Raw genomic sequence first — 25,511 nt, forward strand, 5'->3', positions numbered from 1 at the left:
AACGCACAACTACAGACCACTGAGGCATGCGGCTTCGTGCAGGGGCGCACGGAGGAACGGGCCCGCAGCCGACCGCACCACCCCCTGCCCCCACGGCCAACGGCCCGTACTCTCCTGGCGAGTACGGGCCGTTGGTGTGTGCCGACGGAAGCAGCCCGTGGGGCCGCCCGCCGGCCACCGGCTAGCTGCTGATCGTGAAGTGCAGCGTGTCGTCCAGGAACGGGATCTCCAGCCACGGCTTCGGCTGCGCCATCATCGCGAGCAGCACGATCGCCAGGCCGAGACTGCCGTACGTCACCATGTCCGTGAACCGCGAGCGCACCGCCAGCATGCCGACGCGCGGCAGCCACCAGCGCATCACGGCCCCCGCGAGCAGCGCGAGCCCGATCAGTATCGTGCCGACGCGGAACGCGTCGAGGGCGGTCAGGAACAGCCCGAGGCCGACCAGGGACACCACGCTGAGCAGCGGCCACTGCCGCGCGGGCGCGGGCGCGTCCCCCGAGGCGGCGCGTCCCCCGCCCTCCGGCCGCGCGGTGTCCCGCGTGAACAGCGGGAACCGCCGCGACACCTTGCGGGGCTCGCCGTCGGGCCCGGGGGCACTGACGGCACCCTTGGCGGTGGGCTCACCGCCGACGTCGGGGTCACCGGACGCTTCGGGCTCGGCGCACGCGGCGGACTTGCCGGATGCAGCCGACTTGCCGGACGCAGCCGACTTGCCGGACGCAGCCGACTCGTCAGACTCAGCGAACCCGTCGGACCCAGCGGACATTTCACCCTCCGCCGCCCCACCGGTCTCCGCCGCCCCACCAGGCTCCGCCGACGCGTCCGCGTCCGAGGCCGCGGGCGCGCCCTTGGACGGATCCGCGGAGCCGTCCTTCGCCTCTACGTTCATGGGGTCACCCTTCCCCCGCTCAGTCCTCGGCGGCGGCACGTTCCGCGGCCTCGACGACGTTGACGAGGAGCTGGGCACGGGTCATCGGGCCGACACCGCCCGGGTTGGGCGAGATCCATCCGGCGACCTCGGCGACGGCGGGCTCGACATCGCCGACGATCTTGCCGTTGCCGTCCCGCGAGACACCGACGTCGAGCACGGCGGCGCCGGGCTTCACGTCCTCGGCCTTGATCAGGTGCGGCACCCCGGCCGCCGCCACGATGATGTCGGCGCGGCGCAGGTGCGCGGAGAGGTCACGGGTGCCCGTGTGGCACTGCGTCACCGTCGCGTTCTCCGACTTCCGCGTGAGCAGCAGCGGCATCGGACGGCCGATGGTGACACCGCGGCCGACGACGACGACCTCGGCGCCCTTGATCTCCACGTTGTGCTGCCGCAGCAGCCGGATGATCCCGTACGGGGTGCAGGGCAGCGGCGCGGGCTCGTTCAGGACGAGGCGGCCCAGGTTGGTGGGGTGCAGTCCGTCGGCGTCCTTGGCCGGGTCCATCAGCTCCAGGATGCGGTTCTCGTCGATGCCCTTGGGCAGCGGCAGTTGCACGATGTAGCCGGTGCACGCCGGGTCGTCGTTCAGCTCGCGCACGACGGCCTCGATCTCCTCCTGCGAGGCGGTCGCGGGCAGTTCGCGCTGGATGGAGGCGATGCCGACCTGCGCGCAGTCGCGGTGCTTGCCCGCCACGTACTTCTGGCTGCCGGGGTCGTCACCGACCAGGACGGTACCGAGGCCGGGCGTCACGCCCTTTTCCTTCAGGGCCGCCACGCGGGCGGTCAGTTCGGACTTGATCGCTGCTGCGGTGGCCTTGCCATCGAGAATCTGGGCGGTCATGCCCCCATCCTCGCGGATGAGCCCGCTCGCATACCAATCCGGGGGCCACCGCCGCCGCGCCCTGACCCCTCACGATTGCACTCGCACAACGTTCGGTGAGCTGGCTGGACAAACACAACGGCGCTGAAGAAGCATGTGGGCCACAGTGCCGCGGCCGGTGTCGGGGGGACCGACGCTCCTGTGAACGTTTCCTCCGCGCGTGCCGCGCCGTCCCCGCACGCAGTCCCCGACGGAGGAATCCCCACCATGAGCAACCCTTACGGGCCGCCGCCCCAGCAGCCCCAGTCCGGCCAGGGGCCCGGTTACGGCTACCCGCAGCAGCCCCCGCAGGGCGTGCCGCCGCAGGGCGGCTACCCGGGCCAGGGGTACCAGGCCTATCCCCAGCAGACCCCCGGCCAGTCTCCGTACGGGGCCTACCCACAGCCGCCCGCCGGTTACGGCTACGGCTACCCGGGCGGTGGCCCGACCGTGGCGTCCATGGGGCGCCGCTTCGGCGCCCGCCTCATCGACGGCGTGGCGTTCATCGTCGTCTTCGTCATCCTGATCGGAGCCGGCGCGGTCAGCGCATTCGACAAGGCACAGGACTGCGACCCGGGCAGTGTCAACTACGACTCCTGCGTCGACAACGCCGCCTCCGACCTGGCGGAGCAGTTCGGCGCCGTGTTCATCGTATTCGCCATCGTCGGCCTGCTCTACGAGTGGCTGATGACCATGCTGGTGGGCGGCACACTCGGCAAGCTCGCCGTCGGCATCCGCGTCGTCGACTCGGAGACCGGCCAGAATCCGGGCGCCGGCGCCTCGTTCGTCCGCTGGATCATCCCGATGGTCGGCGCCTTCGTCTTCATCGGCCAGCTCCTTGTCTACCTGTCCCCGTTCTGGGACAACTCGGGGAAGCAGCAGGGCTGGCACGACAAGGCCGCGAAGACGATGGTCATCCAGCGGTCCAACAACTGACCGGGCACTTCATCAACGCACGGGCGTGGCACCCTCGGACGGTGCCACGCCCGCGTCGTATGCGGCGCCGGGCCGCTCCGTGGCAGAGACCGCTCAGTGGAAGAAGTGCCGCGTCCCCGTGAGGTACATCGTCACGCCCGCCTTCTTCGCCGCTTCCACGACCAGTTCGTCGCGGACCGAGCCGCCGGGCTGGACGACCGCCTTGACGCCCGCGGCGGTGAGGACCTCCAGGCCGTCCGGGAAGGGGAAGAACGCGTCGGAGGCCGCGAAGGAGCCGCGGGCGCGGTCCTCGCCGGCGCGCTCGACGGCGAGCTTCGCGGAGTCGACGCGGTTGACCTGGCCCATGCCGACGCCGACGGAGGCGCCGTCCTTGGCGAGCAGGATCGCGTTGGACTTCACCGCGCGGCAGGCCCGCCAGGCGAAGGCGAGTTCGGCGAGCTCGCCCGGGGAGAGGGCGTCGCCGGTGGCGAGGGTCCAGTTGGCGGGGTTGTCGCCGTCGGCCTGGAGCCGGTCGGTGACCTGGAGCAGCGCGCCGCCGTCGATCGGCTTGACCTCGACGGGCGCGGACGGCGCCTGCGGGGCGCGCAGGACGCGGATGTTCTTCTTCTTGCTGAGGGCTTCGAGCGCGCCGTCCTCGTAGTCGGGCGCGACGATGACCTCGGTGAAGATGTCGGCGACCTGCTCGGCCATCTCCCGCGTCACCGGCCGGTTCACGGCGATGACGCCGCCGAACGCGGACAGCGGGTCGCAGGCGTGCGCCTTGCGGTGCGCCTCGGCGACGTTCCCGCCGATGGCGATGCCGCACGGGTTGGCGTGCTTGATGATCGCCACGCACGGGTCGTCGTGGTCGTACGCGGCGCGGCGGGCGGCGTCCGTGTCCGTGTAGTTGTTGTAGGACATCTCCTTGCCGTGCAGCTGCACGGCCTCGGCCAGGCCGCCGCGGCCGTCCGTGTAGAGGGCGGCGCCCTGGTGCGGGTTCTCGCCGTAGCGCAGCACGTTCTTGCGGGCGTGGGTGGAGCCGATGAACTCGGGGAAGCCGGAGTCGTCGGCGGCCGCGTAGTCGTCGGCGAACCAGGACGCCACGGCCACGTCATACGCGGCGGTGTGCTGGAACGCTTCTCCCGCGAGGCGCTTGCGCGCCGTCAGGTCGAAGCCGCCGTCGCGGACCGCGGCGAGCACCGCGTCGTAGCGCGCGGGGCTGGTGACGACCGTCACGGAGGGGTGGTTCTTGGCGGCGGCGCGGACCATCGAAGGGCCGCCGATGTCGATCTGCTCGACGCACTCGTCGGGCGTCGCGCCGGAGGCGACGGTCTCCTTGAACGGGTAGAGGTTCACGACGACGAGCTGGAAGGGCTCCACGCCGAGGTCGGCGAGCTGCCGCCGGTGGTCCTCCAGGCGCAGGTCGGCGAGGATGCCGGCGTGCACGCGCGGGTGCAGCGTCTTGACCCGGCCGTCCAGGCACTCGGGGAAGCCGGTCAGCTCCTCGACCTTGGTGACCGGCACGCCCGCGGCGGCGATCCGCGCGGCGGTGGAGCCGGTCGAGACGAGCTCGACGCCCGCCTCGTGGAGCCCGCGCGCGAGGTCTTCCAGACCGGTCTTGTCGTAGACGCTGATGAGTGCGCGCCTGATCGGGGCTTTCGTACCTTCGGCGGTGGCCGTACCTTCGGCGGTCACGGGATAACTACCTTTCGTCCCTCAATCGAGAAGCCGTCGCGGGCCAGGCGCCCCACGACGTCGACGAGCAGTCCTCGCTCGACTTCCTTGATGCGCTCGTGCAGCGCGCTCTCGTCGTCCTCGGCCCTGATCTCCACCACGCCCTGCGCGATGATCGGGCCGGTGTCGACGCCGTCGTCGACGAAGTGGACGGTGCAGCCGGTGACCTTCGCGCCGTACGCGAGTGCGTCGCGCACGCCGTGGGCCCCCGGAAAACTGGGCAGCAGGGCCGGGTGCGTGTTCACCGTGCGCCCGCCGAACCGGGCCAGGAATTCCTTCCCGACGATCTTCATGAACCCGGCCGAGATCACCAGGTCCGGCTCGTACGCCGCGGTGGCCTCGGCGAGCGCGCGGTCCCACTCGTCACGGGACGCGTAGTCCTTCACCCGGCACACGAACGTCGGCAGGCCCGCGCGCTCGGCGCGGTCCAGGCCCGCGATGCCGGTCCGGTCGGCGCCGACGGCCACGATCTCGGCGCCGTAGGCGTCGGCCCCGTGCTCCGCGACGGCGTCGAGCAGTGCCTGCAGATTCGTACCTGATCCGGAGACCAGCACGACGAGGCGCTTGGCCTTGGCCACGGCGGGGCCCTTTCTCGGGAGTGCTCTTTGTACGGTCGTACGAAGGCTTCGCACTCCCCGATACGGGGAACCCTACGAAGCGGCCGACCGTCAGCAACGATACCGGCACACCGGGCGGCCCCTCACGGGACGGGGGCGCGGCCGGAAGGTAGCGTCTGTGGGGGCAGCCGCCCGAACAGCCAGTAGCCAAGCTCCATCGCCGAGTTGCCCGGCGCCGCCGGGCCGCCGGGTTCCACACGACGAGTCTCTGCCCAGGGCCGAGCTCCACCAAGGGGAAGACGCACACCTGATGCCGGACCGCAGCCTCCGCCTCCCACCGTCCTTCGCGTACGGCCCGCCCCTCGCGGACGGCCCGTCCTTCGCGGCGGGCGCGTCCGGCTCGACACCTGGGAGGCGGGACGGGTCGACAGTGCTGCGGGACGGTGGCGGGCAGCCCTCGTCGCCGCCTCGGGGGTCCGAGGGCTCCGGTGATTCCGGCAGCTCCGGTGGAGCCAGTGGTTCCGGCAGCTCCGGCGGCTCCGGCGGTTCCGGTGGTGGCTCCTCCGAGGACAATCCGTTCGCGCCGCCGCCCGAGGGCGCGCCCGAGCGGCCGTGGCAGCCGCGGCGGCCCGCGGGCGGGTCGGGCGGCGACGGTTCCGATGGCTCCGGCGGCGACTCGCCTTGGGGCAGCCAGTGGAGCGACCGGCAGCCCGGGCGGTCGTCCGGCGGCGGCTTCGGCGAGCGCCCCGGCAGCCAGGGCCCCGAGGGTTCGGGATCCGGTTCGGGCGGCCAGGGCGGCGGCATGCGCTGGGACCCGACCGACCCGGCCCAGCGCCGTGCCCGCTACGCCCTGCTCTCCGGCATGTGGGCCTTCTTCTTCGCGCTGTTCGGCTGGCAGTACGTGGCGCTGCTGCTCGGCGCCCTCGGTCTGCACTGGGCCATCAGCGCCCTGCGGGCCAAGCCGAAGCTGCCGGACCCGACGGCCCCGGCGCAGGGCGGGACCGGGGAGAACGGCGCGGCCGGCGGGTCGCGGCCCGCGAGGGCCGGCGGTCGGCCGCAGACCACGGCGGCGATCAGCGGTCTGGTGACGGCCGCGCTGGCGCTGACCATGGTGCTCGCCACGTTCGCCGCGCAGCTGATCTACCGGGACTACTACACGTGCCGTGACGACGCCCTGACGAACCAGTCCCGCCAGGACTGCGAGGACATGCTGCCGAAGCAACTGCGTCCGCTCCTGACGGACCGGGACTGAGAGGCCACTGCCTGGTTCGGCACGGACGGCCCTCCCACGACCGCGTGGGAGGGCCGTCACCCGCTCGGGTCGCGGCAACGGCGTGGCAACGGCGAAGGGCCCCTCACTCGTGGAGTGAGGGGCCCTTCGCCGATGGAGCGCCCGGCAGGCCTTGCACCTGCATTTCCCATCGGATGATGGGCGTCTTTCCTTGGACCACAGACGCGCGACTCCCGTGCTGTGCACCGAAGTTACGCCAAGATCGTACACGAATTCCGGGGTACTGATCAACGCCGGTCGGGGGGGCGCGGGTCTGGGGCTCGGGGTCTGGGGCGCGGGGTCTGGGGCGCGGGGTCTGGGGCGCGGGCGCGCGTCGCGGTTGTGTGTCGCGGTTACGTGTCGTGGCTCGGGTCGGGGCCCGGGGCGGGGAGGAAGTCGTAGGGCTCGAAGGTCGGGGGCGGGGGCGGGGGCGGGGCGGGAGGCAGTGGTGGTGAGGGGAGGGCGTCGGGCGCCGAGTCGGCGGTGGGCGCCGCGCCCCCGATGGGAGACCCGTCCACGGCGGGCACCGCGTCGACGGCGGGCACCGCCTCGGCCTCCGGCGCCGCCTCCGTGCGGGCGGCCACCACCCCCGCCCCACCGCCGGACACCGCGCCTGCGGCCACCTCCCCCTCGACCGCCCCCCGTCCGCGCCGACGCCCGCGCCACCACCGCGCCCCCCAGCGCCCGGCACCGCGCTTCCTCCTGCCCCGTTCGTCCCGCTCGCCCAGCTCGACCCGCTCGACCTGCCCGCCCCGCCCGCCCCGTTCGTCCCGCTTCCCCGCCGCCCCGCCCGGCCCGGCCTCCGCCCTGTTCCGCTTCCCCTCCGCCCGCGACCGGGCCCGCAGCCGCAACCACCGCGCTCCCAGCGCCACCGGCACCCCCACCACACCCGTCCACGCCACCGCCGCCAGGCCCGTGAGCCACCACACCGGGCCGAACTCGGCCAGGACCTCGACCCCGAGCGGCCCCCCGGCGAGCCCCGCGAGCGCCGCGCACGCGCCGCCGCACAGCACCGCCGCCGTCCCGGCTCCCGCCGCTGTCCGCCCCGCCGACCAGGCGGAATCCCCGGCCGTCGCCGCCCGTGCCGCGAACCACCCGAGCACGCATCCGGCCACCACGGGCACCGCCACCACCGCCCAGGTCAGGGGCGATCCCGGGCCGGCATCGGGGACGGCCGCGAGCAGCGGGAACGGGGGCAGCATCGGGGCGGCGGCCGCGTCGAGCGGCGTCACGACCGTGCCCGCCCCCAGGACGAACCCGGGCCCGAGCCCGTACGCCGCCCCCCACACCGCGGCGTTCGGCACCAGCGCCAACGCCAGCAGGAGCACCGCGAACCGTCCCGACCAGCCCGTGGTCACCGTCAGGAACGACTCCCGCACCGGGCCGCCGTGCAGCACCACCGCGACCCCGACGAGCAGCGCTCCCCCGCCGACCAGGACCGCCGTCGCCGCGACGGCCGCCCGGCCCGCGCCGAGCACTCGTTCGCGTACGAAGAGACGACGTACCGCGCCGGGCACCGGCAGCGCGTCCGCCGCGCGCCGCACCGCGTCCGGGAGCGGACCGGGCGGGCGCCCGTGCGCCGTCCACACGCCGTAGGCGGCCGCCGCCACGGCGAGCGTCGGCACGTGCGCCGCCGCGCTCGGCCAGGAGGGACGCAGCTCGCCGCCCGCCGCGTACACCGCCGCCGCTGTCGCGACCAGCAGGTAGCCGCCGACCACGCCCGCCCACGCGGTGCGCACGCCGAGCGCGCGCCCCTCCGGGTCCGCCGCGTCCCGCGCCGCGCGGTGCACCAGCCAGGCGGGCAGGGCGAGCAGCAGCAGCGGAGTGAGACCCACCGGCGCGGGCACCCCGGAAAGGGTCTCGGTGCGGACCAGTTCCGTGCCGTGCGCGAGGAGCCACAGCGCGGCCGCCACGTGCAGCGCGCCCCCCGGTCCGCTGTCCGGGTACGGCGAGCTGATCCACAGGCCCATCACCAGGACCGCGAACGCGCCGAGCCCGAGCCCGGCGGCGATCGCCCCGCCGATGACGCAGGTGCCGAGGCCGGGTGCCGCCTGCTTCCGGTAGAGCGTGAGAGAACCAGAGTCGGTCATGTCGGTCACGCGGCCATGCTCCCAACGACACGCGCTTTCATCGGGTAACAGGCGAATGCCGGATGTGTCGCTCAAGATACGTTTATGTACTTTTTCGTGCGACGGATCGGCTAGTCATGTCCCAGAGCCCTGCCGTCCCGCTGCCGAACCCCAAGGAACGCCGCAGACTGCGCGAGGCGAGGTCGCTGACCCAGGCCGAGGTCGCCGCCCGCATCGGCGTCAGCCGGGAGACCGTCCGCGCCTGGGAATCGGGACGCACGCATCCACGGGGGCAGCGGCGGGTGGCTTATGCCCGCTTCCTGGCGGGGTTGGAGGAGGAGCGGGGGGCGGGGGTTCCGGCGGCGGAGGTGTCGGCGGGGGCCTCGGCGCAGGCACGGCCCGAAGCGCGGGTGGTCCGGCCCGAGGCGCAGGCTGCCCGGCCCAAGGATCAGACCCCGCCCGGAGCATGCGTCCGGCCCGAGGCGCGGGAGCGGTCGAGCGCGCCGACGCCGGCGCAGGTGCAGGCGGAGGCCGAGGCGCGGGCGGAGGAACGGGCCCGGGCCCGGGACCTGGCCGAGGCGCGGGCCAAAGCCGGGGCGGAGGCCAAAGCCGGGGCGGAGGCCGAGGCTGGGGCAGCCGCGTCGGCCGCACCCGAGGAGTCCCTGACCGCCGAAGCCGCCTTCGACGCCCTCTGCGCCCGCACCGCCCCCGCCCTCGTACGGCAGGCCTACGCCCTCACCGGCCGCCGGGCGCTCGCCCAGGAGTCCGTGGAGCGCGCCTTCCAACTGGCCTGGCAGCGCTGGCCCGAGGTGGCCGTGGACCGCGACCCGGCGGGCTGGGTGCGGGCGGCGGCGCACGAGTACGCGCTGTCCCCGTGGCACCGGTTCCGCCCGGCCCACCGCGCTCCGGACGTACCGCCCGCCGACAAGACGCAGCGCGCGCTGCTCGCCGCGCTCCTGGACCTGCCCCCTGCGCAGCGCCGCACGCTGCTGCTCTACGACGGCGTGGGGCTCGGCCTGCCCGAGACCGCGGCCGAGACGGAGGCGAGCACACCGGCGGCGGCCGGCCGTCTGCTGCACGCGCGCGAGGCCGTCGCGGACCATCTGCGGGCCGCGGACGAGCCGCCGGAGGTGCTGCACGAGCACCTCGGGGCGCTCGGCGGCACCGAGCGCCTACAGGTGCCGCGCCCGGCCCGCGTCCGGATCGGCAGCGAGCGCCGGGCCCGCCTGTGGACCCGCGTGGCCATCGCCTTCACGGCCCTGATCATCGGCGCCACGGCCCTCACCGTCCGCACGGCCCCCACCCGCTACGAGCCCCCGCAGTCCCCCGGCCGGGCCATCAGCGGCGTCCCCCCGAGAATGGGCCCGGGCCCCTTGTCCTACGAGGACGAAGTACTCCGCGAGAAGCTCCGCAAAGAACCCGCCCGAGGCCCGGCCCGCCTGGTCCCCACAGCCGAGTAGCGCCGCCGGCGCCGACCGCTGCTGCGCCGGGCACCAGCGCATCGAGCCCGACCGCTGGTGCGCCGGGCACAGCGAGGCAAGCCCCGCCCCACCCGGGGCAACGAAAGCGGGCCCGCACCCCGACGTGGGGCGCGGGCCCGCTTGCAGCGAGCGGAGGCGTCAGCCGGCCAGGATGGCCCGCGCCAGCTTCGCCGTCTCGGTGGGCGTCTTGCCGACCTTCACCCCGGCGGCCTCAAGGGCCTCCTTCTTGGCGGCGGCCGTGCCGGAGGACCCGGAGACGATGGCACCGGCGTGGCCCATCGTCTTGCCCTCGGGCGCGGTGAAGCCCGCGACGTACCCGACGACCGGCTTCGTCACGTTGGCCTTGATGAAGTCCGCGGCACGCTCCTCCGCGTCACCACCGATCTCACCGATCATGACGATCAGATCGGTCTCAGGGTCGGCCTCGAACGCGGCGAGCGCGTCGATGTGCGTCGTACCGATGACGGGGTCGCCACCGATGCCGACGGCCGAGGAGAAGCCGATGTCACGCAGCTCGTACATCATCTGGTACGTCAGCGTGCCGGACTTCGAGACCAGGCCGATGCGCCCGGGCTTGGTGATGTCGCCCGGGATGATGCCGGCGTTGGACTGGCCGGGCGTGATGAGCCCCGGGCAGTTCGGGCCGATGATCCGGGTCTTGTCGCCCTTGGACTTCGCGTACGCGTAGAACGCGGCGGAGTCGTGCACGGCGATGCCCTCGGTGATGACGACCGCGAGCGGGATCTCCGCGTCGACGGCCTCGACGACGGCGGCCTTGGAGAAGGCCGGCGGCACGAAGAGGACGGACACGTTGGCGCCCGTCTTCTCCATCGCCTCGGCGACGGTGCCGAAGACCGGGATCTCGGTGCCGTCGATGTCGACCGACTGGCCCGCCTTGCGGGGGTTCACGCCGCCGACGATGTTCGTGCCGTCGGCGAGCATGAGCTTGGTGTGCTTCATGCCCGTGGCACCGGTCATGCCCTGGACGATGACCTTGCTGTCCTTGTTGAGGAAGATAGCCATGGTGGTCTGAGTCCCTCGTCCCTTACTTCGCAGCCGCAGCGAGCTCGGCGGCCTTGTCGGCCGCGCCGTCCATGGTGTCCACGCGCTGGACCAGCGGGTGGTTGGCGTCGCTCAGGATCTTGCGACCCAGCTCCGCGTTGTTGCCGTCGAGGCGCACGACCAGCGGCTTGGTGACGTCCTCGCCCTTGGACTTGAGGAGTTCGAGGGCCTGCACGATGCCGTTGGCGACCTCGTCGCAGGCGGTGATGCCGCCGAAGACGTTGACGAAGACGGACTTGACGTCCGGGTCGCCGAGGATGATCTCCAGGCCGTTGGCCATGACCTCGGCGGAGGCGCCGCCACCGATGTCGAGGAAGTTCGCGGGCTTCACACCGCCGTGGCTCTCACCGGCGTACGCGACGACGTCCAGGGTGCTCATGACGAGACCCGCGCCGTTGCCGATGATGCCGACCTCGCCGTCGAGCTTGACGTAGTTGAGGTTCTTGGCCTTGGCGGCAGCCTCGAGCGGGTTGGCTGCGGCCTTGTCCTCGAGCGCCTCGTGCTCGGGCTGGCGGAAGTCGGCGTTCTCGTCGAGCGAGACCTTGCCGTCGAGGGCCAGGATGCGGCCGTCCTTGGTCTTGACCAGCGGGTTGACCTCGACGAGGAGGGCGTCCTCGGCGACGAAGGTGTTCCACAGGGTCACCATCGCCTCGGCGACACCCTCGGCCACGTCGGCCGGGAACTTCGCCTGGGCCACGATCTCGCGGGCCTTGGCGATGTCCACGCCGTCGACGGCGTTGACCGGGACCTTCGCGAGGGCCTCGGGGGTCTTCTCCGCGACCTCCTCGATGTCCACGCCGCCCTGCACCGACGCCATCGCGAGGAAGGTGCGGTTGGTGCGGTCCAGGAGGTACGAGACGTAGTACTCCGCCTCGATCTCCGGGGACAGCTCGGCGATCATCACCTTGTGGACCGTGTGGCCCTTGATGTCCATCCCGAGGATGTCCGTCGCGCGAGCGACGGCCTCGTCCGGGGTGGCGGCCAGCTTCACGCCGCCGGCCTTGCCGCGGCCACCGACCTTCACCTGCGCCTTGACAACCGACTTGCCGCCAAGCCGCTCGGTGGCCTCGCGCGCCGCCTCAGGCGTGTCGATGACTTCACCGGCCAGCACCGGTACACCGTGCTTGGCGAAGAGGTCCCTCGCCTGGTACTCGAACAGGTCCACGCGCGTCCGTCCCTTTTCAGTGATCTCGCGCCGCCGTGCAGCGGCTTCAGTCTCTGCGTGCTCTGCGTGGGCGTGCCGCGAAGGGCAACGTGACTGCGCTGTCACAAGGGAGGCGTAGCCGAAAGTCCGGTACGCGGCATGTCCGTCTCGCAGGTTATCGCCGTGGGACGTGCGTCCCTAAATCGCAGATCACATTTGCGCGGTGATGACGGTCACAGATCGCGTCCGCCGGGCGTGTCGGGCGGCCCCGGCACGCGCCGTTTCCGCGCGTGCCGGGGCCTGCGGGGCCTTCGCGCGGCTCAGGTCGTGAGGGGTGCGCGACCCCGGGGGTCGGCGTTTGCTGTTGTGATCACCGTCGCAGGTTTCTGCTGCCGTTGTGATCGCTACCGCGCGTGCCGGCTGCCGTTGTGATCACCGCCGGACGTGCGGGCGGTGGCGGCCACCGGACGTGCGGGGTGGTGGCGGCCGCCGGACGTGCGGGGTGATGGCGGCCACCGGCCGTGCGGGGCGGTCGGCGTCAGCCGTTGTACGTGGACTGGTACGCCGCGTCGTACACCGGCAGGCCCGTCGCGCCGCCGCCCGGCAGGTAGTCCGGGGTGACCGAGCCCGGCACGCCCCGCGCGCCGGTCAGGGCGTCTCCCGCGAGCGAGCCCGCGTCGGCGCCGACCGTGCCGGTCAGGTCCTCGGCGAACGGCCGCACGTCGGCGACCACCCCGCCCGCGAACGGGCGCACGTCGCCGACGGCACCCCGCACGAGCCCGTCGGCGCTGCCGCCGACACCGCCCACGACCGGGCTGACCTGGTCGGTCACCGACTCCACGAGCGGCTGCACCGACCCGACCACACCACTGGCGAACGGCTGCACGTCGTCGGCCACGACCGTCTGCGCGAACGGCGGCACGTCCGCGACGACTCCGCCCGCGAACGGCTGCACGTCCCCGACCACGCCCTGGGCCAGGTAGCTCGCGTCCCCGACGGCGCCGAGCGCGACCGGGACCACGCCGTCGACGGCCGTCCCCGCCACCGGCGGCAGCACGGAGTCCGAGACGCCGTCGACGGTCGGGCCCATGGCGGTGAGGGTGGATCCGGCGAGGTCCTGGGCGCCCTCGACGTTCCCGCGGCCCTCGACGCCGTCGAGCTGCGGGGCGAAGGCCGAGAGGGGGCCGAAGAGGTAGTCGATCTCGCCGGTGCCCGGCGCGTCGAGGTCGGCGGCCTTGCCCTTGGCGACCTCGGCCACCTTGCCCTGCGCGGCGTCGGCCACCTTGTCCTGGACGTTCAGCTTGTCCTGGACGTTCAGCTTGTCCCGGACCTGATCCCGGACGCCGGAGACGTCGAGCTGGTCGTCCACGCCGGAGACGGTGCCGCGCGCTTCGGAGACCTTGCCCTGCACCCCGGCGACAGTGCCCTGCACTCCGGAGGCCTTGTTCTGCACCCCGGAGACAGTGCCCTGGACGTCCCGCACCACGGGGGCCTTCTTCTGGACGTCCTTCTGCACGTCCTGCGCGCCCTTCTGGACGTCGCCGACCTCACCCTTGACGTCGGCGACGGCGTCCGACGCCTGGTCGGGCACGGCGACAGAGTGCGCGGGCAGTTCGTCCGCGCTGGCAACGGCGGAGCCGAGCGCCCACGCACCGGTGACACCGGCGGCTATGACAAGGGAACGGCGAATGTTCTCGTTCATGCGTAGTCGGATCCTTCGCATTCGTTCTGGCTGTGGAACCGGTCCTGTGACCGGCGGGCAGACCCGTGCCGCCCCCGCGCGGCAGGTCGAGCGGGGAACGGGCCGCCCTAGCCAGGGAATTCGAGGATGTCCCGGTGTCTGTCGCGCACCGGCGCGGCACCGGCCGCCGCGCCCGGCCCGGCCACGAGCCGGACCTCACCGCGGTCGCGCGAACCGACCGCGCCCACGTCGGCGTGACGCTGCGCACTCCCGTCACCCGCCGACTGCCCGCTCACGCATCCGCCCGGCCGCCCGGGCAGCGGAGCCCTCTCCGACCCACCGGTGCCGTACGCGCCGAACACCGCACGGTCGCCGCTCCGCACCTCGCCACCACGGAGCCCACCGGAGCCGTCGCCGTACGGCGAGGTCCAACTGCCATAGCCGTACGAGGAGTCCAGGCGCGGCCCGTACGCGGCGGCGCCCCGGCCCACGTCAGCGCGCCCCCGTCCACCATGACCGTCCTGGCGGTCACGCCGGGGCCGGTCGGCGTCGCCCGCGCCGTGCTCACCCACGACGTCGGAGGGTCCGGGCCGGGTCGCCCCGGCACCGCCGCCCCCGGCGCCCGGCCGCAAGGGCTCGGGCAGCAGGTGCCGCGGCTCGGGCAACACGCGCTGCGGCCCGGCGAGCAACGCCTTGGCCTTCGGCACGAGGGGGCCCGCGTCGGGCAACAGCTTTCGCGGCTCGACCGGCACCCGCCGGACCCCGGGCAGCACACGCCCGCCACCGGACAGGGCCTGCTTCGGCTCGGACAGGGCCTGCTTCGGCTCGGGCAGCACCCGCCTCGGCTCGGGCAAGGCTTGCTTCGTCGCCTGCTTCGGTTCGCGCGGCACCTCACGCGGCGCGGACTGTGCCTGAGTCGGCGCGGGCAGAGTCCGGGTCGGCTGCGGCGGCGTCCGGGGCGACGCGGCCAACGCCTCTGCGGGCGACGCACCTTGCGCAACCCGAGCCGCCTCGTCGACGGCATCCCGCGCCGGGCGTACCGCGGGCTCCGCCACGGGCCGCACCACCTCCCGCACCGCGTCCGTCACATCCGACGCGTCGCCGCCCTCGGCCGCCCGCGCCCGCTCCCCGCACACGAGGCCGAGGACGACGAGCCCCGCGAGCAGGACGAGCACCCGCAGCGCCCGCCGCCCGACGGCCGCGCGCACGAGGCGCGCCGCCGTACCGGGCTGAACGACCGCGGAAACCAAGGCGACAACGACCTTCCGTAGGAGAGCACCGCATGAGACCCGCCGCACCGGACCCGCACACGCCCCGCGGCACGGGACCCGAACGAGCCCCTCTCAACGCACCGCGCGACGGAGACGGCACGCGGAATCTGTCGCTCCGCGTGGGCGGGGCGTCGATACTCGCACGACAGTCCGGCCGCCGCGCAAGCCCCCTGTTACCGATGCGTATGCATGTCCGGTATGGGCAACGGCCTCTTCTCGATCGCCGCTGCCATCACGTCGGGGAAGAGGTCCGGCGTACACGCGAACGCGGGCGCGTCGAGCGCGGCGAGCGCCGCCGCGTGCTCGCGGTCGTACGCCGGTGTCCCTTCGTCGGACAGCGCGAGCAGCGTCACGAACTGCACCCCGGACGCCTTCATCGCCGCGACCCGCTTCAGCATCTCGTTGCGGATGCCGCCTTCGTAGAGGTCGGAGATGAGGACGACCACGGTCTCCGCGGGCCGGGTGATCTGCGACTGGCAGTACGCGAGCGCCCTGTTGATGTCGGTGCCGCCGCCGAGCTGCGTGCCGAACAGCACGTCCACGGGGTCGTCGAGCTGGTCCGTCAGGTCCACGATGTTCGTGTCGAACACGACGAGCCGGGTCCTGATGGACCGCATCGACGCGAGCACCGCGCCGAACACGGAGGCGTAGACGACGGACGCCGCCATCGAACCGGACTGGTCGATGCAGAGGATGACGTCCTTCTTCACCGACTGCGCGGCCCGCCCGTACCCGATGAGCCGCTCGGGGACCACCGTCCCGTACTCGGGCAGGTAGTTCTTGAGGTTGGCCGCGATGGTGCGGTTCCAGTCGATGTCGTGGTGGCGCGGCCTGCTGACCCGGGCGCTGCGGTCGAGGGCACCGGTGAGGGTGGCCCGGGTGCGGGTCGCGAGCTTCTTCTCCAGGTCGTCGACCACCTTCCGCACGACGGCGCGCGCGGTCTCCTTCGTGGTCTCGGGCATCGCCTTGTTCAGGGAGAGCAGCGTGCCCACGAGGTGCACGTCCGCTTCGACGGCGGCCAGCATCTCGGGCTCCAGGAGCAGCGCGGACAGGCCGAGCCTGTCGATGGCGTCGCGCTGCATGACCTGCACGACGGACGAGGGGAAGTACGTCCTGATGTCCCCGAGCCACCGCGCGACCGACGGCGCCGACGCCCCGAGCCCCGCTGAACGCCCCTCGCCCCGCGCCCTCCTGCCCCCGCCTCCGTAGAGCGCGGCCAACGCCCCGTCCATGGCGGCGTCCCGGCCGGTGAGCTCGCACCCGGTCCCCTCGGCGGCGTCCCCGCCCAGCACGAGCCGCCACCGCCGCAACCGCTCCTCCGCGGCAGGTCCACCCGCTCCGGCCACACCGTCCACGCCCACGTCCCCCATCACGCCACCCCCGTCAACGAGTTCCCACGCACCCCGGCGCCACGATCACCAGCGTCGAGTCCCAACAACAGCCCCACCACCGGGAGCACCGCGTCCGCGCGCCCCTGGTCCAGTTCCGCGGCGAAGCCGGACGCGCCCTCGACGAGCGGCACCGCCGCACCGGCACGCCCGGGCCCGCGCCGCACCAGCTCGCCCAACGTGCGGCGCACACCGGGCTCGTACGCCCCGAACGTGCGCCGCAGCAACGGCAGTACGTCGACGAAGGCGTCCCCCGAGACCCCCGCGAGCCACTGGTCGACGAGCCCGAGCAGCCGCTCGTCGTGCACGAGCAGCAGCCCTCCCCCGGCACCGCCCCCGAGGAACCCCTCGATCCACGCGGCGGCCTCCCCCGGCTCGGTGCCCGGCGACAGGGCAAGCCCCACGAACCGCGCGGCCTCCCCCTCGGCGAGCACCCCGTCATCCATCAACAGCCGAGCACACCGCCCCCGCACGCCCCCAGCAACCCGCTCCCCTCCGACAAGCCCTCGCAGAACCCCCTGCCACCGCCCCCGAACCCCACCAACCTCGTGTGAACCTCCAGCCCCCGACGCCGCTGCTGCCTCTGCGGCTGTGCCCACGGCCGCGGTCCCCGTCTCGTCCCACCGCAGCCCCGGCCCCCCTGGGCCGCCCCCGTCCCCGGACACCCCCGGCCGATCGGGTCCCCCAGGCCCGCCCGGTCCCCCCGGGGCGCCCACGCCGGCGAACTCCCCCAACAGCCCCACCGCCAGGTGGACCGCGTCCACATGCCCCCGCATGACCTCCGCGGCCTCCGCGTCGAGGCCCGCACACGCCGGCGGCAACCCCACGAACACCCGCTCGGCGAGCCCGAGGGCCACCTCCCCCAGCGCCCCGGTCCCCGTACCCCGCACGTCCCCGTACCGCAGCGACCGCACGAGCGCGGGCAGCGCCTGCGCCAGATGCCCCACGTCGGCGTCGAGCGCGGCCCGGTCGGCGAGCACCCGCATCACCACGGGCAACGCCCCGGGAAGGTCGGCCAGCAGGCACCGCTCGGCCAGCGCGGTCACGTCGGCCAGCGTCCCCGCGCCCACCGCGTCCGCCTCCGCCTTGGCGGTGGCGGCGGCCGGCACGGTGGTGCCCCACACCCCGGCCTCGGCGACCCGCACGGACAGCTCCGGCTCCCACCGCAGCCGCCAGCCCTCCCGGAACGTCCCCGTGCTCCCGCGCGACTCGACCGGCTCGCCCCAGCCGACGCCGAGCAGCCGCAGTCGGTGCAGCAGACGGCTGCGCGCCGCGTCGGTGTCCTTGCGGAGGTCAAGCTCCAACTCCCGCTCCAGCGCCTCCGGCTTGAGCCGCAGCCTGCGCTGGAGACGGGTGAGGTCACGCTGGAGCGGCACGGCGGGCGCCGCGTCCGGCACCTCGCCGAGGACGTCGCCGACGACCAGCCGGTCGTGCACCAGCGCGAGCGGCACGTCCGAGCCCTCGCACATCACGGCCCGCACGGCGTCCATCGTCTCGGTGAGCCCGGGCAGCGGCCGCCCCCGCATCACGGCGAGCGTCTCCGCGAGCCGCACCGCCTCGATGACGTGCGCGGACGACACGAGCCTGTCCTCGTCCCTGAGCAGCCCGGCGACCTTGGTCAGCCACCGCTCCACGGGCCGGTCGGGCGCGCCGAACAGATGCCCGTACCAGCCGGGCGAGTCGATGCCCGCCCCGTACCCGCTGTGCCGGGACAGCCGTCGGTGCGTCCACGGCACCCACGTCATGTCGACCTTGACCTTCGGCAGCCCCTTCAGGAGCGCGCGGTCGGCGGCCACGGTGGTCTTCCCGCGGAGCGCGGGCACGTGCCAGGCCCCGCACACCACGGCGACGTGCCGGGCCCCGAACTCCCGCTGCGCCGCCCGGACCTGGAGCCGCATGTACGCCTCGCGCAGCAGGTCCCGGTCGTGCCCGCCGCTGCCGTACGTCTCGCGCAGCGCCCCCATGGCCTCGCCGAGCGCCTCGAACGGCGCGAACACGTCACCGCCGCCCGCGCGGTGCTCGACGACGTCCTCCCACCAGCGCTCCGGGTCGTCGTACCCGGCGGTCTCTGCGAGCACCGCCAGCGGGTCGACGCGCACCGCCTCACCGGCCATGGTGGGCCCGTCGGCCGCCGGGGCCGCGTCGGTCGCCCCGTCCGGCTTCTCCTCCGTGCCCTTCGCTCCGTCCCCCTCCCCGCGCGCCAGCGTGTGCGCGGCCGGCAGGTCCATGAAGCGCACCGGCACCCCGCGCCGTACCGCCCACTGGATCGCCACCCACTCCGGCGAGAACTCGGCGAGGGGCCAGAACGCGGAACGGCCCGGCTCGTCCACGATGTGCGCGAGCAGTGCGACCGGGGGGCGCATGTCGGTCTCGGCGGCCAGCGCCACGAGGCCGTCGGCCTCCGGCGGGCCCTCGATCAGCAGCACATGGGGCTCGGCTGCTTCGAGAGCGCTCCGCACGGCCCGCGCGGAACCCGGCCCGTGGTGGCGTACGCCCAGCAGCAGCGGCCCGTCCGCACCCGCCGCCCGCGCGGTGGCCCCGCGCCCGGCGGCCGCACCCCCCTGGGCGGCCGTCATGCGCTCACCTCGCGGCAGGCGCGGTAGAAGTCCTTCCACCCGTCGCGCTCGCGCACGACCGCTTCCAGGTACTCCTGCCAGATCACGCGGTCCGCGGCCGGGTCCCGGACGACGGCGCCGAGGATGCCCGCGGCGACGTCGCCGGGCCGCAGCACGCCGTCCCCGAAGTGCGCCGCGAGGGCCAGGCCGTTGGTGACCACGGAGATCGCCTCGGCCGTGGACAGCGTGCCGCTGGGCGACTTCAGCTTCGTACGCCCGTCCGCCGTGACGCCGTCGCGCAGCTCGCGGAAGACCGTGACGACGCGGCGGATCTCGTCGATGCCGTCCGGCCCGGCCGGCAGGTCCAGGGAGCGGCCGATCTGGTCGACGCGACGGGAGACGATGTCGACCTCGGCGTCGGCGCTCTCGGGCAGCGGCAGGACCACGGTGTTGAAGCGGCGGCGCAGCGCGCTGGAGAGGTCGTTGACACCGCGGTCGCGGTCGTTGGCGGTGGCGATCAGGTTGAAGCCGCGTACGGCCTGCACCTCCTGGCCCAGTTCCGGGATCGGCAGGGTCTTCTCCGACAGGATCGTGATCAGCGTGTCCTGCACGTCCGCCGGGATGCGGGTCAGCTCCTCGACACGGGCCGTCATGCCTTCGGACATGGCCCGCATCACCGGGCTCGGCACCAGCGCCTCGCGGCTCGGGCCGTGCGCGAGCAGCCGCGCGTAGTTCCATCCGTACCGGATGGCCTCCTCGGGCGTGCCCGCCGTGCCCTGCACGAGCAGCGTCGAGTCGCCGCTGACCGCCGCGGCCAGGTGCTCGGACACCCATGTCTTGGCCGTGCCGGGGACGCCGAGCAGGAGCAGGGCGCGGTCGGTGGCGAGCGTGGTGACGGCGACCTCGACGATGCGGCGCGGTCCCACGTACTTCGGTGTGATCACGGTGCCGTCGGGCAGCGTCCCGCCCAGCAGATACGTCGCCACGGCCCAGGGCGAGAGCAGCCAGCGGGCCGGGCGCGGCCGGTCGTCCTGCGCGGCGAGCGCGGCGAGTTCGCCGGCGAAGGCGTCCTCGGCGTGCGGCCGCAGCGCCTGCCCGGCCGCCTCCTCCGACCCCTCCGCCGGCGCCTCCCCGGCCTCCCCGGCGGACGTGGCGGCCGACCCGGCCGACTCCACGGAAACAGACATGTGATCCCCCTCCAGATCCTGCGTGCGTCAGTGCCGCGGCGAGTGCGTCCGGGCAGCGGCGCCCCGTGACGACGGCGCCGCGCCGACGGCTCGGCCGCGATGTGTTCCACCGTGCACCACGCCACTGACAATCGCCGCCGCAACTCCCCTGACCTGCACGGACGATGAGCTCCAGGTCGAATGTCAGTGCTGGGACCTACCTTCGACTCATGACTCAGCAGGGGGTGCGCTGGACGGCGGACCAGGTGCTGGCACTGGCACCTGACGTCTCGTCACAGAAGGCGGGAAGCAGGCTCGGCATCGCCGGGCCGTGGTCGCGGGCGGGAAGTTCCGGCGAGGGGGCGGTGTGGGGACTGTGCAAGGGCAGCGGCAGCAAGCCGTACCAGACGGTGATAGACACGGCGGACGCGGCGGGCCCGGCGTACAAGTGCAGTTGTCCGAGTCGCAAGTTCCCGTGCAAGCACGCGCTCGGCCTGCTGCTGCTCTGGGCCGGGGACCGCGGCGGCGGGCAGGCCGTGCCGGACGGGGAGCAGCCGCCGGACTGGGCGCGGGAGTGGCTGGACACGCGCCGCGAGAAGGCGGCGGCGAAGCGGAGTTCGCCCGGCACCGCGCCTGCCGCCGGGGCCTCGGCCCCCGCTGATCCGGAGGCCGCGCGCAAGCGCGCGGAGCGCAGGGCGGAGCGGGTCACGGCGGGGGCCACGGAGCTGGGGCGCCGCCTCTTCGACCTGCTGCGCGGCGGCCTGGCCGCGACCGAGCAGGCGGGGTACGGCCTGTGGGAGGAGACCGCGGCCCGCATGGTCGACGCCCAGGCCCCCGGCCTCGCCGCGCGGGTGCGCGAGTTGGGTGCCGTACCGGCGTCGGGGCCCGGCTGGCCCGCGCGCCTCCTGGAGGAGTGCGCCCTGCTGCACCTGCTCACGTCGGGCTGGCTGCGCCGGGACGCGCTGCCCGACACGCTGGCCGCCACGGTCCGCTCCCGCACGGGCCTGCCCGCCCCCGCGCAGGGTGAGCCGCTGCGCGACAGCTGGCAGGTCCTCGCGCAGTACGACACCGCGGACAGCAAGCTGACCACGCGCCGCATATGGCTGCACGGACAGCGGTCCGGGCACACCGCCCTGCTCCTGTCGTACGGGGCCGCGGGCCGCGCGCCCGCCCTGGCGCTGCCGGTCGGCCTGGCCCTGGACGCCGAGTTGGTCCCGCACGCCGCGGACCCGGCGTCCCGGCAGCTCCGCGCCGACCTGGGCGAGCAGTTCGCGGCACCGGCCCCCACCACCGGCCACCCGCCCGGCATCTCGCCCGCCGAGGCCACCGCGCGGTACGGCGACGCGCTGCGCGACGACCCCTGGCTCGACACCTGGCCGGTCACCCTCGGCCGGGTCGTGCCGGTCCCGAACGGCCCGGACTGGCAACTGGCCGACGCCGACAGCGAGACGGCCCTGCCCCTCGCGCCCTCCGCCGCGTCCCGAGCCGGACTGTGGCGCCTGGTGGCCCTCTCCGGAGGCGCCCCGCTCACGGTATTCGGCGAATGCGGCCACCGCGGCTTCGCCCCACTGGCGGCGTGGCCGCACGCGACGGCGGAGACCGTACGGCTGTGAGGCCCGGCCACGAGTACTCGTACGCACAGAGGCCCGAAGGAAGCGAAAGGAGAGCGGAGATGCCCCCGTCCACAGCACCCGCGAGAACAGCGGAAGCAGCCGACCGGCACACCGCACCGCCCACGGCACCGGCGGCAGCAGGGCCACACACCCGCACACCCACCGCGCATGCCGAAGCCGCCGGGCCGTACGCCCGCACCTCCTGGGAGGAGCTGGTCACGGCCGCGCTCCTGGGCACCGACCGGCGCACCCCGCCGCTCCTCGCCCCCGGCAAGGAAGCTCCGGTGGCCCTCCTGGACGCGGCCGCCGTACAGACCGTGCGGCGCCGGGCGGGCCTGCGCCCCGCCCGCGCGGCCGAGCGCCCCGCGCCCGCGCCCGCGGACCCACGCCCGGTCGTCCCCGCGGCGGCCCGGCGCAGGCTCGCGACGCTGCTCGCCGACCACCCGAGCGCGAGCGGCGGCCGCCGGGGCACCGCACCCGACCTGATGGAACTGCTGCCCCAGTGGCTGGCCCTGGCCGGGGAGCGGGGCTTCACGGCACCCCCGGAGCTGCTGCCCGCCCTCCTGAACGCGGCCAGGGGCCGCACCGACCTGCGCCCCCAGGCCCTGGCCTTCGCGGGCCCGCGCGCCCAGTGGCTGGCCCGGTTCAACCCTGACTGGAAGTTCGCGCTGCGCGCGGCCCCGGGGAGCGCGCGGGACGTCGGCCCGCAGGACGAGGCGGACATCCGACGGCGCTGGCAGGAGGGCCTGTTCGCGGAGCGCGTCGCCCTCCTCGCCGACCTGCGCGCGCACGCGCCGGACGACGCCCGCGAGCTGCTGTCCGGCACCTGGTCGACGGAGCGCGCCGAGGACCGGCTGATGTTCCTGGACTCCCTGCGCACAGGCCTGCGCGCGGCCGACGAGCCGTTCCTGGAGCAGGCGCTCGGCGACCGGAGCCGCAACGTCCGTTCCACCGCGGCCGAGTTGCTGTCCGCGCTGCCGGGCTCGGCGCTCGCCGCCCGCATGGCCGACCGTGCCGCCTCCTGCGTGGCCCTGGACCGCACGGCGGGCCGGCCGGAGCTGACCGTCGAGGCCCCGCACGAGTGCGACGCGGGCATGGAGCGGGACGGCGTCGCGCCGAAACCGCCCGCCGGACGGGGCGAACGCTCGTGGTGGCTCGGCCAGTTGGTGGAGGCCGCGCCCCTGGCGACCTGGCAGCGCCGCCTCGGCGACCGCTCCCCTGCCGACATCGTGGCGCTCCCCGTGGCCGACGGCTGGCGCGGCGAGCTGCACGCCGCCTGGTGCCGGGCCGCCGTGCGCCAGCGGGACACCGGCTGGTCGCGGGCGCTGCTCGGCGCCCCGTCGTCACCCGACGCGGCCGGGCCGGGCGCGGTGTCCCTGGCGGAGCGCGCCAAGCTCCTCACCACGCTGCCCGCGGCCGAACGGGCCGAGTGGGTCGCCGGGTTCATCGACGCGCACGGCCTGTCGGAGGCGTTCCAGCTGCTCGGCGGGTGCGCGGTGCCGTGGGCGCCCGCGCTCGGCCGCGCGGTGGTGGACGCGCTGAACATCGCCCGGGACGCGGGCAGCTATCCCTGGAGCTTCAGCGGGGTGATGGGTCTCGCGGAGCGCTGCCTCGACCCGGCGGAGGCGGTCCGCCTGGACGCCCTGACAGCGACACCGGACGAGCCCGAGGACGCGTCGCCCGGGGCGGGCGGCTACTGGTCGGAGGCGTTCCAGCGCCTCGTCAGCACGTTGCGCCTGCGCGCGGCGATGCGCGAGGAACTGGGCGGTTGAGGCGTGGGGCCGGGTCCGGACAGGCCCTGGGGCCGCGTGGCGCGGGGGAGCGCACGGCACAGTCCCCCCGGCCCCACCGCCGCACCAGCCGCACCAGCCGCACCAGCCGCACCAGCCGCACCAGCCGCACCAGCCGCACCAGCCGCACCAGCCGCACCAGCGTCAACGCCCCTGCGGCGCCCGAAGTCCCGTCCCCGGGACAAACAAGGGCGGACCCCGGTGCCCACAGCACCGACGCCCGCCCCGAACGGCGAGAACCGCGAGAACGGCGAAGGCTTACGCTCCGGTCGGCTGCCGCACGTTCTCCCGTACCCACTCCACGATGGCCGTGGTCGTGGCCCCGGGCGTGAAGATCTCCGCGACACCCTTCTCCTTCAGGGGCGGAATGTCCTCCTCGGGGATGATCCCGCCGCCGAAGACCTTGATGTCCTCCGCGTCACGCTCCTTGAGGAGCTCGATGACCCGGGCGAAGAGGGTGTTGTGCGCGCCGGACAGGATGGAGAGGCCGATCGCGTCGGCGTCCTCCTGGATCGCCGTGTCGACGACCTGCTCGGGCGTCTGGTGCAGGCCGGTGTAGATGACCTCCATGCCCGCGTCGCGCAGCGCCCGCGCGATCACCTTGGCGCCCCGATCGTGACCGTCGAGCCCCGGCTTGGCGACCACCACGCGGATCGGACCGGCTGCCACACCCATCACTGCCTCCATGTACAGAAAGCCCTCTGCGGAATCCCGCCCGCACGGAAATCCAGCTGTCCCGGCACGGACACCCCGCGCCGCACCGGCCGGGTAGGTGAACGAACGTTATCTCCAGCATCGCGCAGCCCGCAGTTTCGTGGTGCAGAGCGAGGGGGAAATCACACGGTGGGACACGTTCGCTGCGCGCCGCTCCCGTGTTCACCCGGCACATGGGCCGGATCCGCCCCGGCATCCGGGTCGCATCCCACCCGGCGCCCGGGCCGCGTCGGGGGCCGCGCGAGGGGAGCCGCTGCGAGGCCGCCGCACCCCCGCGCCGTCAGCCGCACGGCGCGGTGGTGTCGGCGCGTCGCCAAGGAGTGCGCCGCGACGGGGAAGGCACGACCACTCCCGGCTTCCCACGATGAGCCACGGGGGACAGAGCCGCCTCCTGTGCGCCGACCGGGAGGTCGTCATGACGATCACGAGGGTCCAGCCCTTTCGCCTCTGCAGCACCCTGCTGCCCGCAAACCTCGCGGGACTGCCGCTCGCACTCCTGAAGGCGACCGCCCTCGAGTTCGTGATCCTCGCCGGACACCTCCTGCTGTACCCATCGGGCATCATCCAGGAGCGCAGGGCGGCGCCCCCGCCGCCACCACCGGACGCCCCCCGGCTGCCCGCGCACGACAAGCCGCCGGTGCTGCTCCTGCACGGCTTCATCGACAACCGCTCCGTCTTCGTGCTGCTGCGCCGCAATCTCGCCCAGCACGGCAGGCAGCACTTGGAGTCGCTCAACTACTCGCCGCTGACCTGCGACATCCGCACCGCCGCCGAGCTGCTCAGCCGCCACATAGAGGAGATATGCGAGCGCACGGGCCATGACCGCGTGGACATCGTCGGCCACAGCCTCGGCGGACTCATCGCCCGCTACTACGCACAGCGCCTGGGCGGCGACGCCCGCGTCCGCACCCTCGTCACGCTGGGCACCCCGCACTCGGGCACCCGGGTGGCGCCGCTCGCTGACGCGCACCCGATCGTGCGCCAGATGCGGCCGGGCTCGGACGTGGTGGCGGAGCTGCGGGAGCCCGCGCCCGGCTGCCGTACGCAGTTCGTGAGCTTCTGGAGCGAGCTGGACCAGATCATGGATCCGGTCGAGACGGCCTGCGTCGACCACCCCGACCTGATCGCGCAGAATGTCCGCGTCTCCGGGATCGGCCATCTCGCCCTGCCGGTGCACCCCGCCGTGGCGACGGCCGTCCGCCAGGCCCTCGACCTCGCGGCACCGGGCGCGCCCCCCGCCGCGTCGGCCGGCGGCCTCACGGTGGCCTGAGTCGCACCGGTCAGCAGCCGGACGACCGGCTCCGGATTCCG

19 protein-coding genes are annotated in these 25,511 nt (G+C 74.2%); 6 read left to right on the top strand and 13 right to left on the bottom strand.

The features are described 5' to 3' along the window. Positions 1-181: 181 nt before the first annotated feature. Positions 182-892: a DUF3017 domain-containing protein gene (locus QUY26_RS14885; protein WP_289946781.1), complete on the bottom strand. Its 711-nt coding sequence runs from the start codon at positions 890-892 to the stop codon at positions 182-184. Positions 893-911: 19 nt separating this feature from the next. Beyond that, positions 912-1,772, bottom strand: coding sequence for a bifunctional methylenetetrahydrofolate dehydrogenase/methenyltetrahydrofolate cyclohydrolase (locus QUY26_RS14890; protein ID WP_030360718.1), 861 nt, complete (start codon positions 1,770-1,772; stop codon positions 912-914). Between the two features lie 246 nt (positions 1,773-2,018). Here QUY26_RS14890 and QUY26_RS14895 point away from each other — a divergent pair, with 246 nt between their 5' ends. After that, positions 2,019-2,726 carry an RDD family protein gene (locus QUY26_RS14895; protein ID WP_289946784.1) on the top strand — a complete coding sequence of 236 codons (708 nt, stop codon included), beginning with the start codon at positions 2,019-2,021 and terminating at the stop codon, positions 2,724-2,726. A 93-nt stretch (positions 2,727-2,819) separates the two neighbouring features. Here the strand turns inward: QUY26_RS14895 and purH are convergent, their stop codons facing one another. Both purH and purN read right to left on the bottom strand, forming a co-directional pair. Beyond that, positions 2,820-4,400 carry a bifunctional phosphoribosylaminoimidazolecarboxamide formyltransferase/IMP cyclohydrolase gene (gene purH, locus QUY26_RS14900; RefSeq protein WP_289946786.1) on the bottom strand — a complete coding sequence of 527 codons (1,581 nt, stop codon included), beginning with the start codon at positions 4,398-4,400 and terminating at the stop codon, positions 2,820-2,822. Next, positions 4,397-5,017, bottom strand: coding sequence for a phosphoribosylglycinamide formyltransferase (purN, locus tag QUY26_RS14905; protein ID WP_289946787.1), 621 nt, complete (start codon positions 5,015-5,017; stop codon positions 4,397-4,399). The genes purH and purN overlap by 4 nt, the downstream gene beginning before the upstream one ends. A gap of 289 nt (positions 5,018-5,306) precedes the next feature. Between purN and QUY26_RS14910 the strand changes: the two genes are divergently transcribed. Beyond that, positions 5,307-6,248 (top strand): hypothetical protein, encoded by a 942-nt coding sequence (locus QUY26_RS14910; RefSeq protein ID WP_289946788.1) that lies wholly within the window; start codon positions 5,307-5,309, stop codon positions 6,246-6,248. A gap of 371 nt (positions 6,249-6,619) precedes the next feature. On the opposite strand, the gene QUY26_RS14915 is transcribed toward QUY26_RS14910, so the two are convergent. After that, on the bottom strand, positions 6,620-8,356 hold the full coding sequence (locus QUY26_RS14915) for a cell division protein PerM (RefSeq protein ID WP_289955730.1): 1,737 nt from the start codon (positions 8,354-8,356) through the stop codon (positions 6,620-6,622). Positions 8,357-8,472: 116 nt separating this feature from the next. Between QUY26_RS14915 and QUY26_RS14920 the strand changes: the two genes are divergently transcribed. After that, positions 8,473-9,795: a helix-turn-helix domain-containing protein gene (locus QUY26_RS14920; protein WP_289946789.1), complete on the top strand. Its 1,323-nt coding sequence runs from the start codon at positions 8,473-8,475 to the stop codon at positions 9,793-9,795. Positions 9,796-9,954: 159 nt separating this feature from the next. Here the strand turns inward: QUY26_RS14920 and sucD are convergent, their stop codons facing one another. The 7 genes from sucD to QUY26_RS14955 all read right to left on the bottom strand — a co-directional run bounded on the left by sucD (position 9,955) and on the right by QUY26_RS14955 (position 20,104). Further along, positions 9,955-10,839, bottom strand: coding sequence for a succinate--CoA ligase subunit alpha (sucD, locus tag QUY26_RS14925; protein ID WP_289946790.1), 885 nt, complete (start codon positions 10,837-10,839; stop codon positions 9,955-9,957). Positions 10,840-10,861: 22 nt separating this feature from the next. After that, positions 10,862-12,043: an ADP-forming succinate--CoA ligase subunit beta gene (sucC, locus tag QUY26_RS14930; RefSeq protein WP_289946791.1), complete on the bottom strand. Its 1,182-nt coding sequence runs from the start codon at positions 12,041-12,043 to the stop codon at positions 10,862-10,864. A gap of 517 nt (positions 12,044-12,560) precedes the next feature. After that, the gene (locus tag QUY26_RS14935; protein ID WP_289946792.1) at positions 12,561-13,724 is read right to left on the bottom strand and encodes a hypothetical protein; all 1,164 of its coding nucleotides are present in this window, start codon (positions 13,722-13,724) and stop codon (positions 12,561-12,563) included. A gap of 107 nt (positions 13,725-13,831) precedes the next feature. Continuing rightward, the gene (locus QUY26_RS14940; protein ID WP_289946795.1) at positions 13,832-14,953 is read right to left on the bottom strand and encodes a hypothetical protein; all 1,122 of its coding nucleotides are present in this window, start codon (positions 14,951-14,953) and stop codon (positions 13,832-13,834) included. Between the two features lie 194 nt (positions 14,954-15,147). Then, positions 15,148-16,344, bottom strand: a complete 1,197-nt coding sequence (locus tag QUY26_RS14945) for a VWA domain-containing protein (RefSeq protein ID WP_289946796.1) — start codon at positions 16,342-16,344, stop codon at positions 15,148-15,150. Beyond that, a complete protein-coding gene (locus QUY26_RS14950) occupies positions 16,344-18,938 on the bottom strand; it encodes a DUF5682 family protein (RefSeq protein ID WP_289946797.1) in 2,595 nt (864 codons plus the stop codon). The genes QUY26_RS14945 and QUY26_RS14950 overlap by 1 nt, the downstream gene beginning before the upstream one ends. Further along, complete coding sequence (locus tag QUY26_RS14955) at positions 18,935-20,104, bottom strand: ATP-binding protein (RefSeq protein ID WP_289946798.1); 1,170 nt, start codon at positions 20,102-20,104, stop codon at positions 18,935-18,937. Before QUY26_RS14955 ends, QUY26_RS14950 begins: the two co-directional genes overlap by 4 nt. Before the next feature lie 209 nt (positions 20,105-20,313). Here QUY26_RS14955 and QUY26_RS14960 point away from each other — a divergent pair, with 209 nt between their 5' ends. Continuing rightward, entirely contained in the window at positions 20,314-21,696 is a 1,383-nt protein-coding gene (locus QUY26_RS14960) for an SWIM zinc finger family protein (protein ID WP_289946799.1), read from the top strand. Between the two features lie 59 nt (positions 21,697-21,755). Then, a complete protein-coding gene (locus tag QUY26_RS14965; protein WP_289946800.1) occupies positions 21,756-23,468 on the top strand; it encodes a DUF5691 domain-containing protein in 1,713 nt (570 codons plus the stop codon). Between the two features lie 276 nt (positions 23,469-23,744). On the opposite strand, the gene QUY26_RS14970 is transcribed toward QUY26_RS14965, so the two are convergent. Continuing rightward, on the bottom strand, positions 23,745-24,161 hold the full coding sequence (locus tag QUY26_RS14970) for a cobalamin B12-binding domain-containing protein (protein WP_289946803.1): 417 nt from the start codon (positions 24,159-24,161) through the stop codon (positions 23,745-23,747). Positions 24,162-24,615: 454 nt separating this feature from the next. On the opposite strand from QUY26_RS14970, the gene QUY26_RS14975 reads away from it, so the two are divergent. After that, the gene (locus QUY26_RS14975; protein WP_289946805.1) at positions 24,616-25,470 is read left to right on the top strand and encodes an esterase/lipase family protein; all 855 of its coding nucleotides are present in this window, start codon (positions 24,616-24,618) and stop codon (positions 25,468-25,470) included. Positions 25,471-25,511 lie beyond the last annotated feature (41 nt).

This window comes from Streptomyces flavofungini (genome assembly GCF_030388665.1).
In the GTDB taxonomy this organism is placed as follows: domain Bacteria; phylum Actinomycetota; class Actinomycetes; order Streptomycetales; family Streptomycetaceae; genus Streptomyces; species Streptomyces flavofungini_A.

Excerpts from the sequence above, each read along its gene's own strand:
- QUY26_RS14965 (WP_289946800.1), top strand. The coding sequence starts at position 21,756 with ATGCCCCCGTCCACAGCACCCGCGAGAACAGCGGAAGCAGCCGACCGG.
- sucD (WP_289946790.1), bottom strand. The coding sequence starts at position 10,839 with ATGGCTATCTTCCTCAACAAGGACAGCAAGGTCATCGTCCAGGGCATG.
- QUY26_RS14960 (WP_289946799.1), top strand. The coding sequence starts at position 20,314 with ATGACTCAGCAGGGGGTGCGCTGGACGGCGGACCAGGTGCTGGCACTG.
- QUY26_RS14955 (WP_289946798.1), bottom strand. The coding sequence starts at position 20,104 with ATGTCTGTTTCCGTGGAGTCGGCCGGGTCGGCCGCCACGTCCGCCGGG.
- QUY26_RS14890 (WP_030360718.1), bottom strand. The coding sequence starts at position 1,772 with ATGACCGCCCAGATTCTCGATGGCAAGGCCACCGCAGCAGCGATCAAG.
- QUY26_RS14970 (WP_289946803.1), bottom strand. The coding sequence starts at position 24,161 with ATGGGTGTGGCAGCCGGTCCGATCCGCGTGGTGGTCGCCAAGCCGGGG.
- QUY26_RS14950 (WP_289946797.1), bottom strand. The coding sequence starts at position 18,938 with ATGACGGCCGCCCAGGGGGGTGCGGCCGCCGGGCGCGGGGCCACCGCG.
- QUY26_RS14895 (WP_289946784.1), top strand. The coding sequence starts at position 2,019 with ATGAGCAACCCTTACGGGCCGCCGCCCCAGCAGCCCCAGTCCGGCCAG.
- QUY26_RS14920 (WP_289946789.1), top strand. The coding sequence starts at position 8,473 with ATGTCCCAGAGCCCTGCCGTCCCGCTGCCGAACCCCAAGGAACGCCGC.
- QUY26_RS14945 (WP_289946796.1), bottom strand. The coding sequence starts at position 16,344 with ATGGGGGACGTGGGCGTGGACGGTGTGGCCGGAGCGGGTGGACCTGCC.
- QUY26_RS14885 (WP_289946781.1), bottom strand. The coding sequence starts at position 892 with ATGAACGTAGAGGCGAAGGACGGCTCCGCGGATCCGTCCAAGGGCGCG.
- QUY26_RS14935 (WP_289946792.1), bottom strand. The coding sequence starts at position 13,724 with ATGAACGAGAACATTCGCCGTTCCCTTGTCATAGCCGCCGGTGTCACC.
- QUY26_RS14915 (WP_289955730.1), bottom strand. The coding sequence starts at position 8,356 with ATGACCGACTCTGGTTCTCTCACGCTCTACCGGAAGCAGGCGGCACCC.
- QUY26_RS14975 (WP_289946805.1), top strand. The coding sequence starts at position 24,616 with ATGACGATCACGAGGGTCCAGCCCTTTCGCCTCTGCAGCACCCTGCTG.
- QUY26_RS14910 (WP_289946788.1), top strand. The coding sequence starts at position 5,307 with ATGCCGGACCGCAGCCTCCGCCTCCCACCGTCCTTCGCGTACGGCCCG.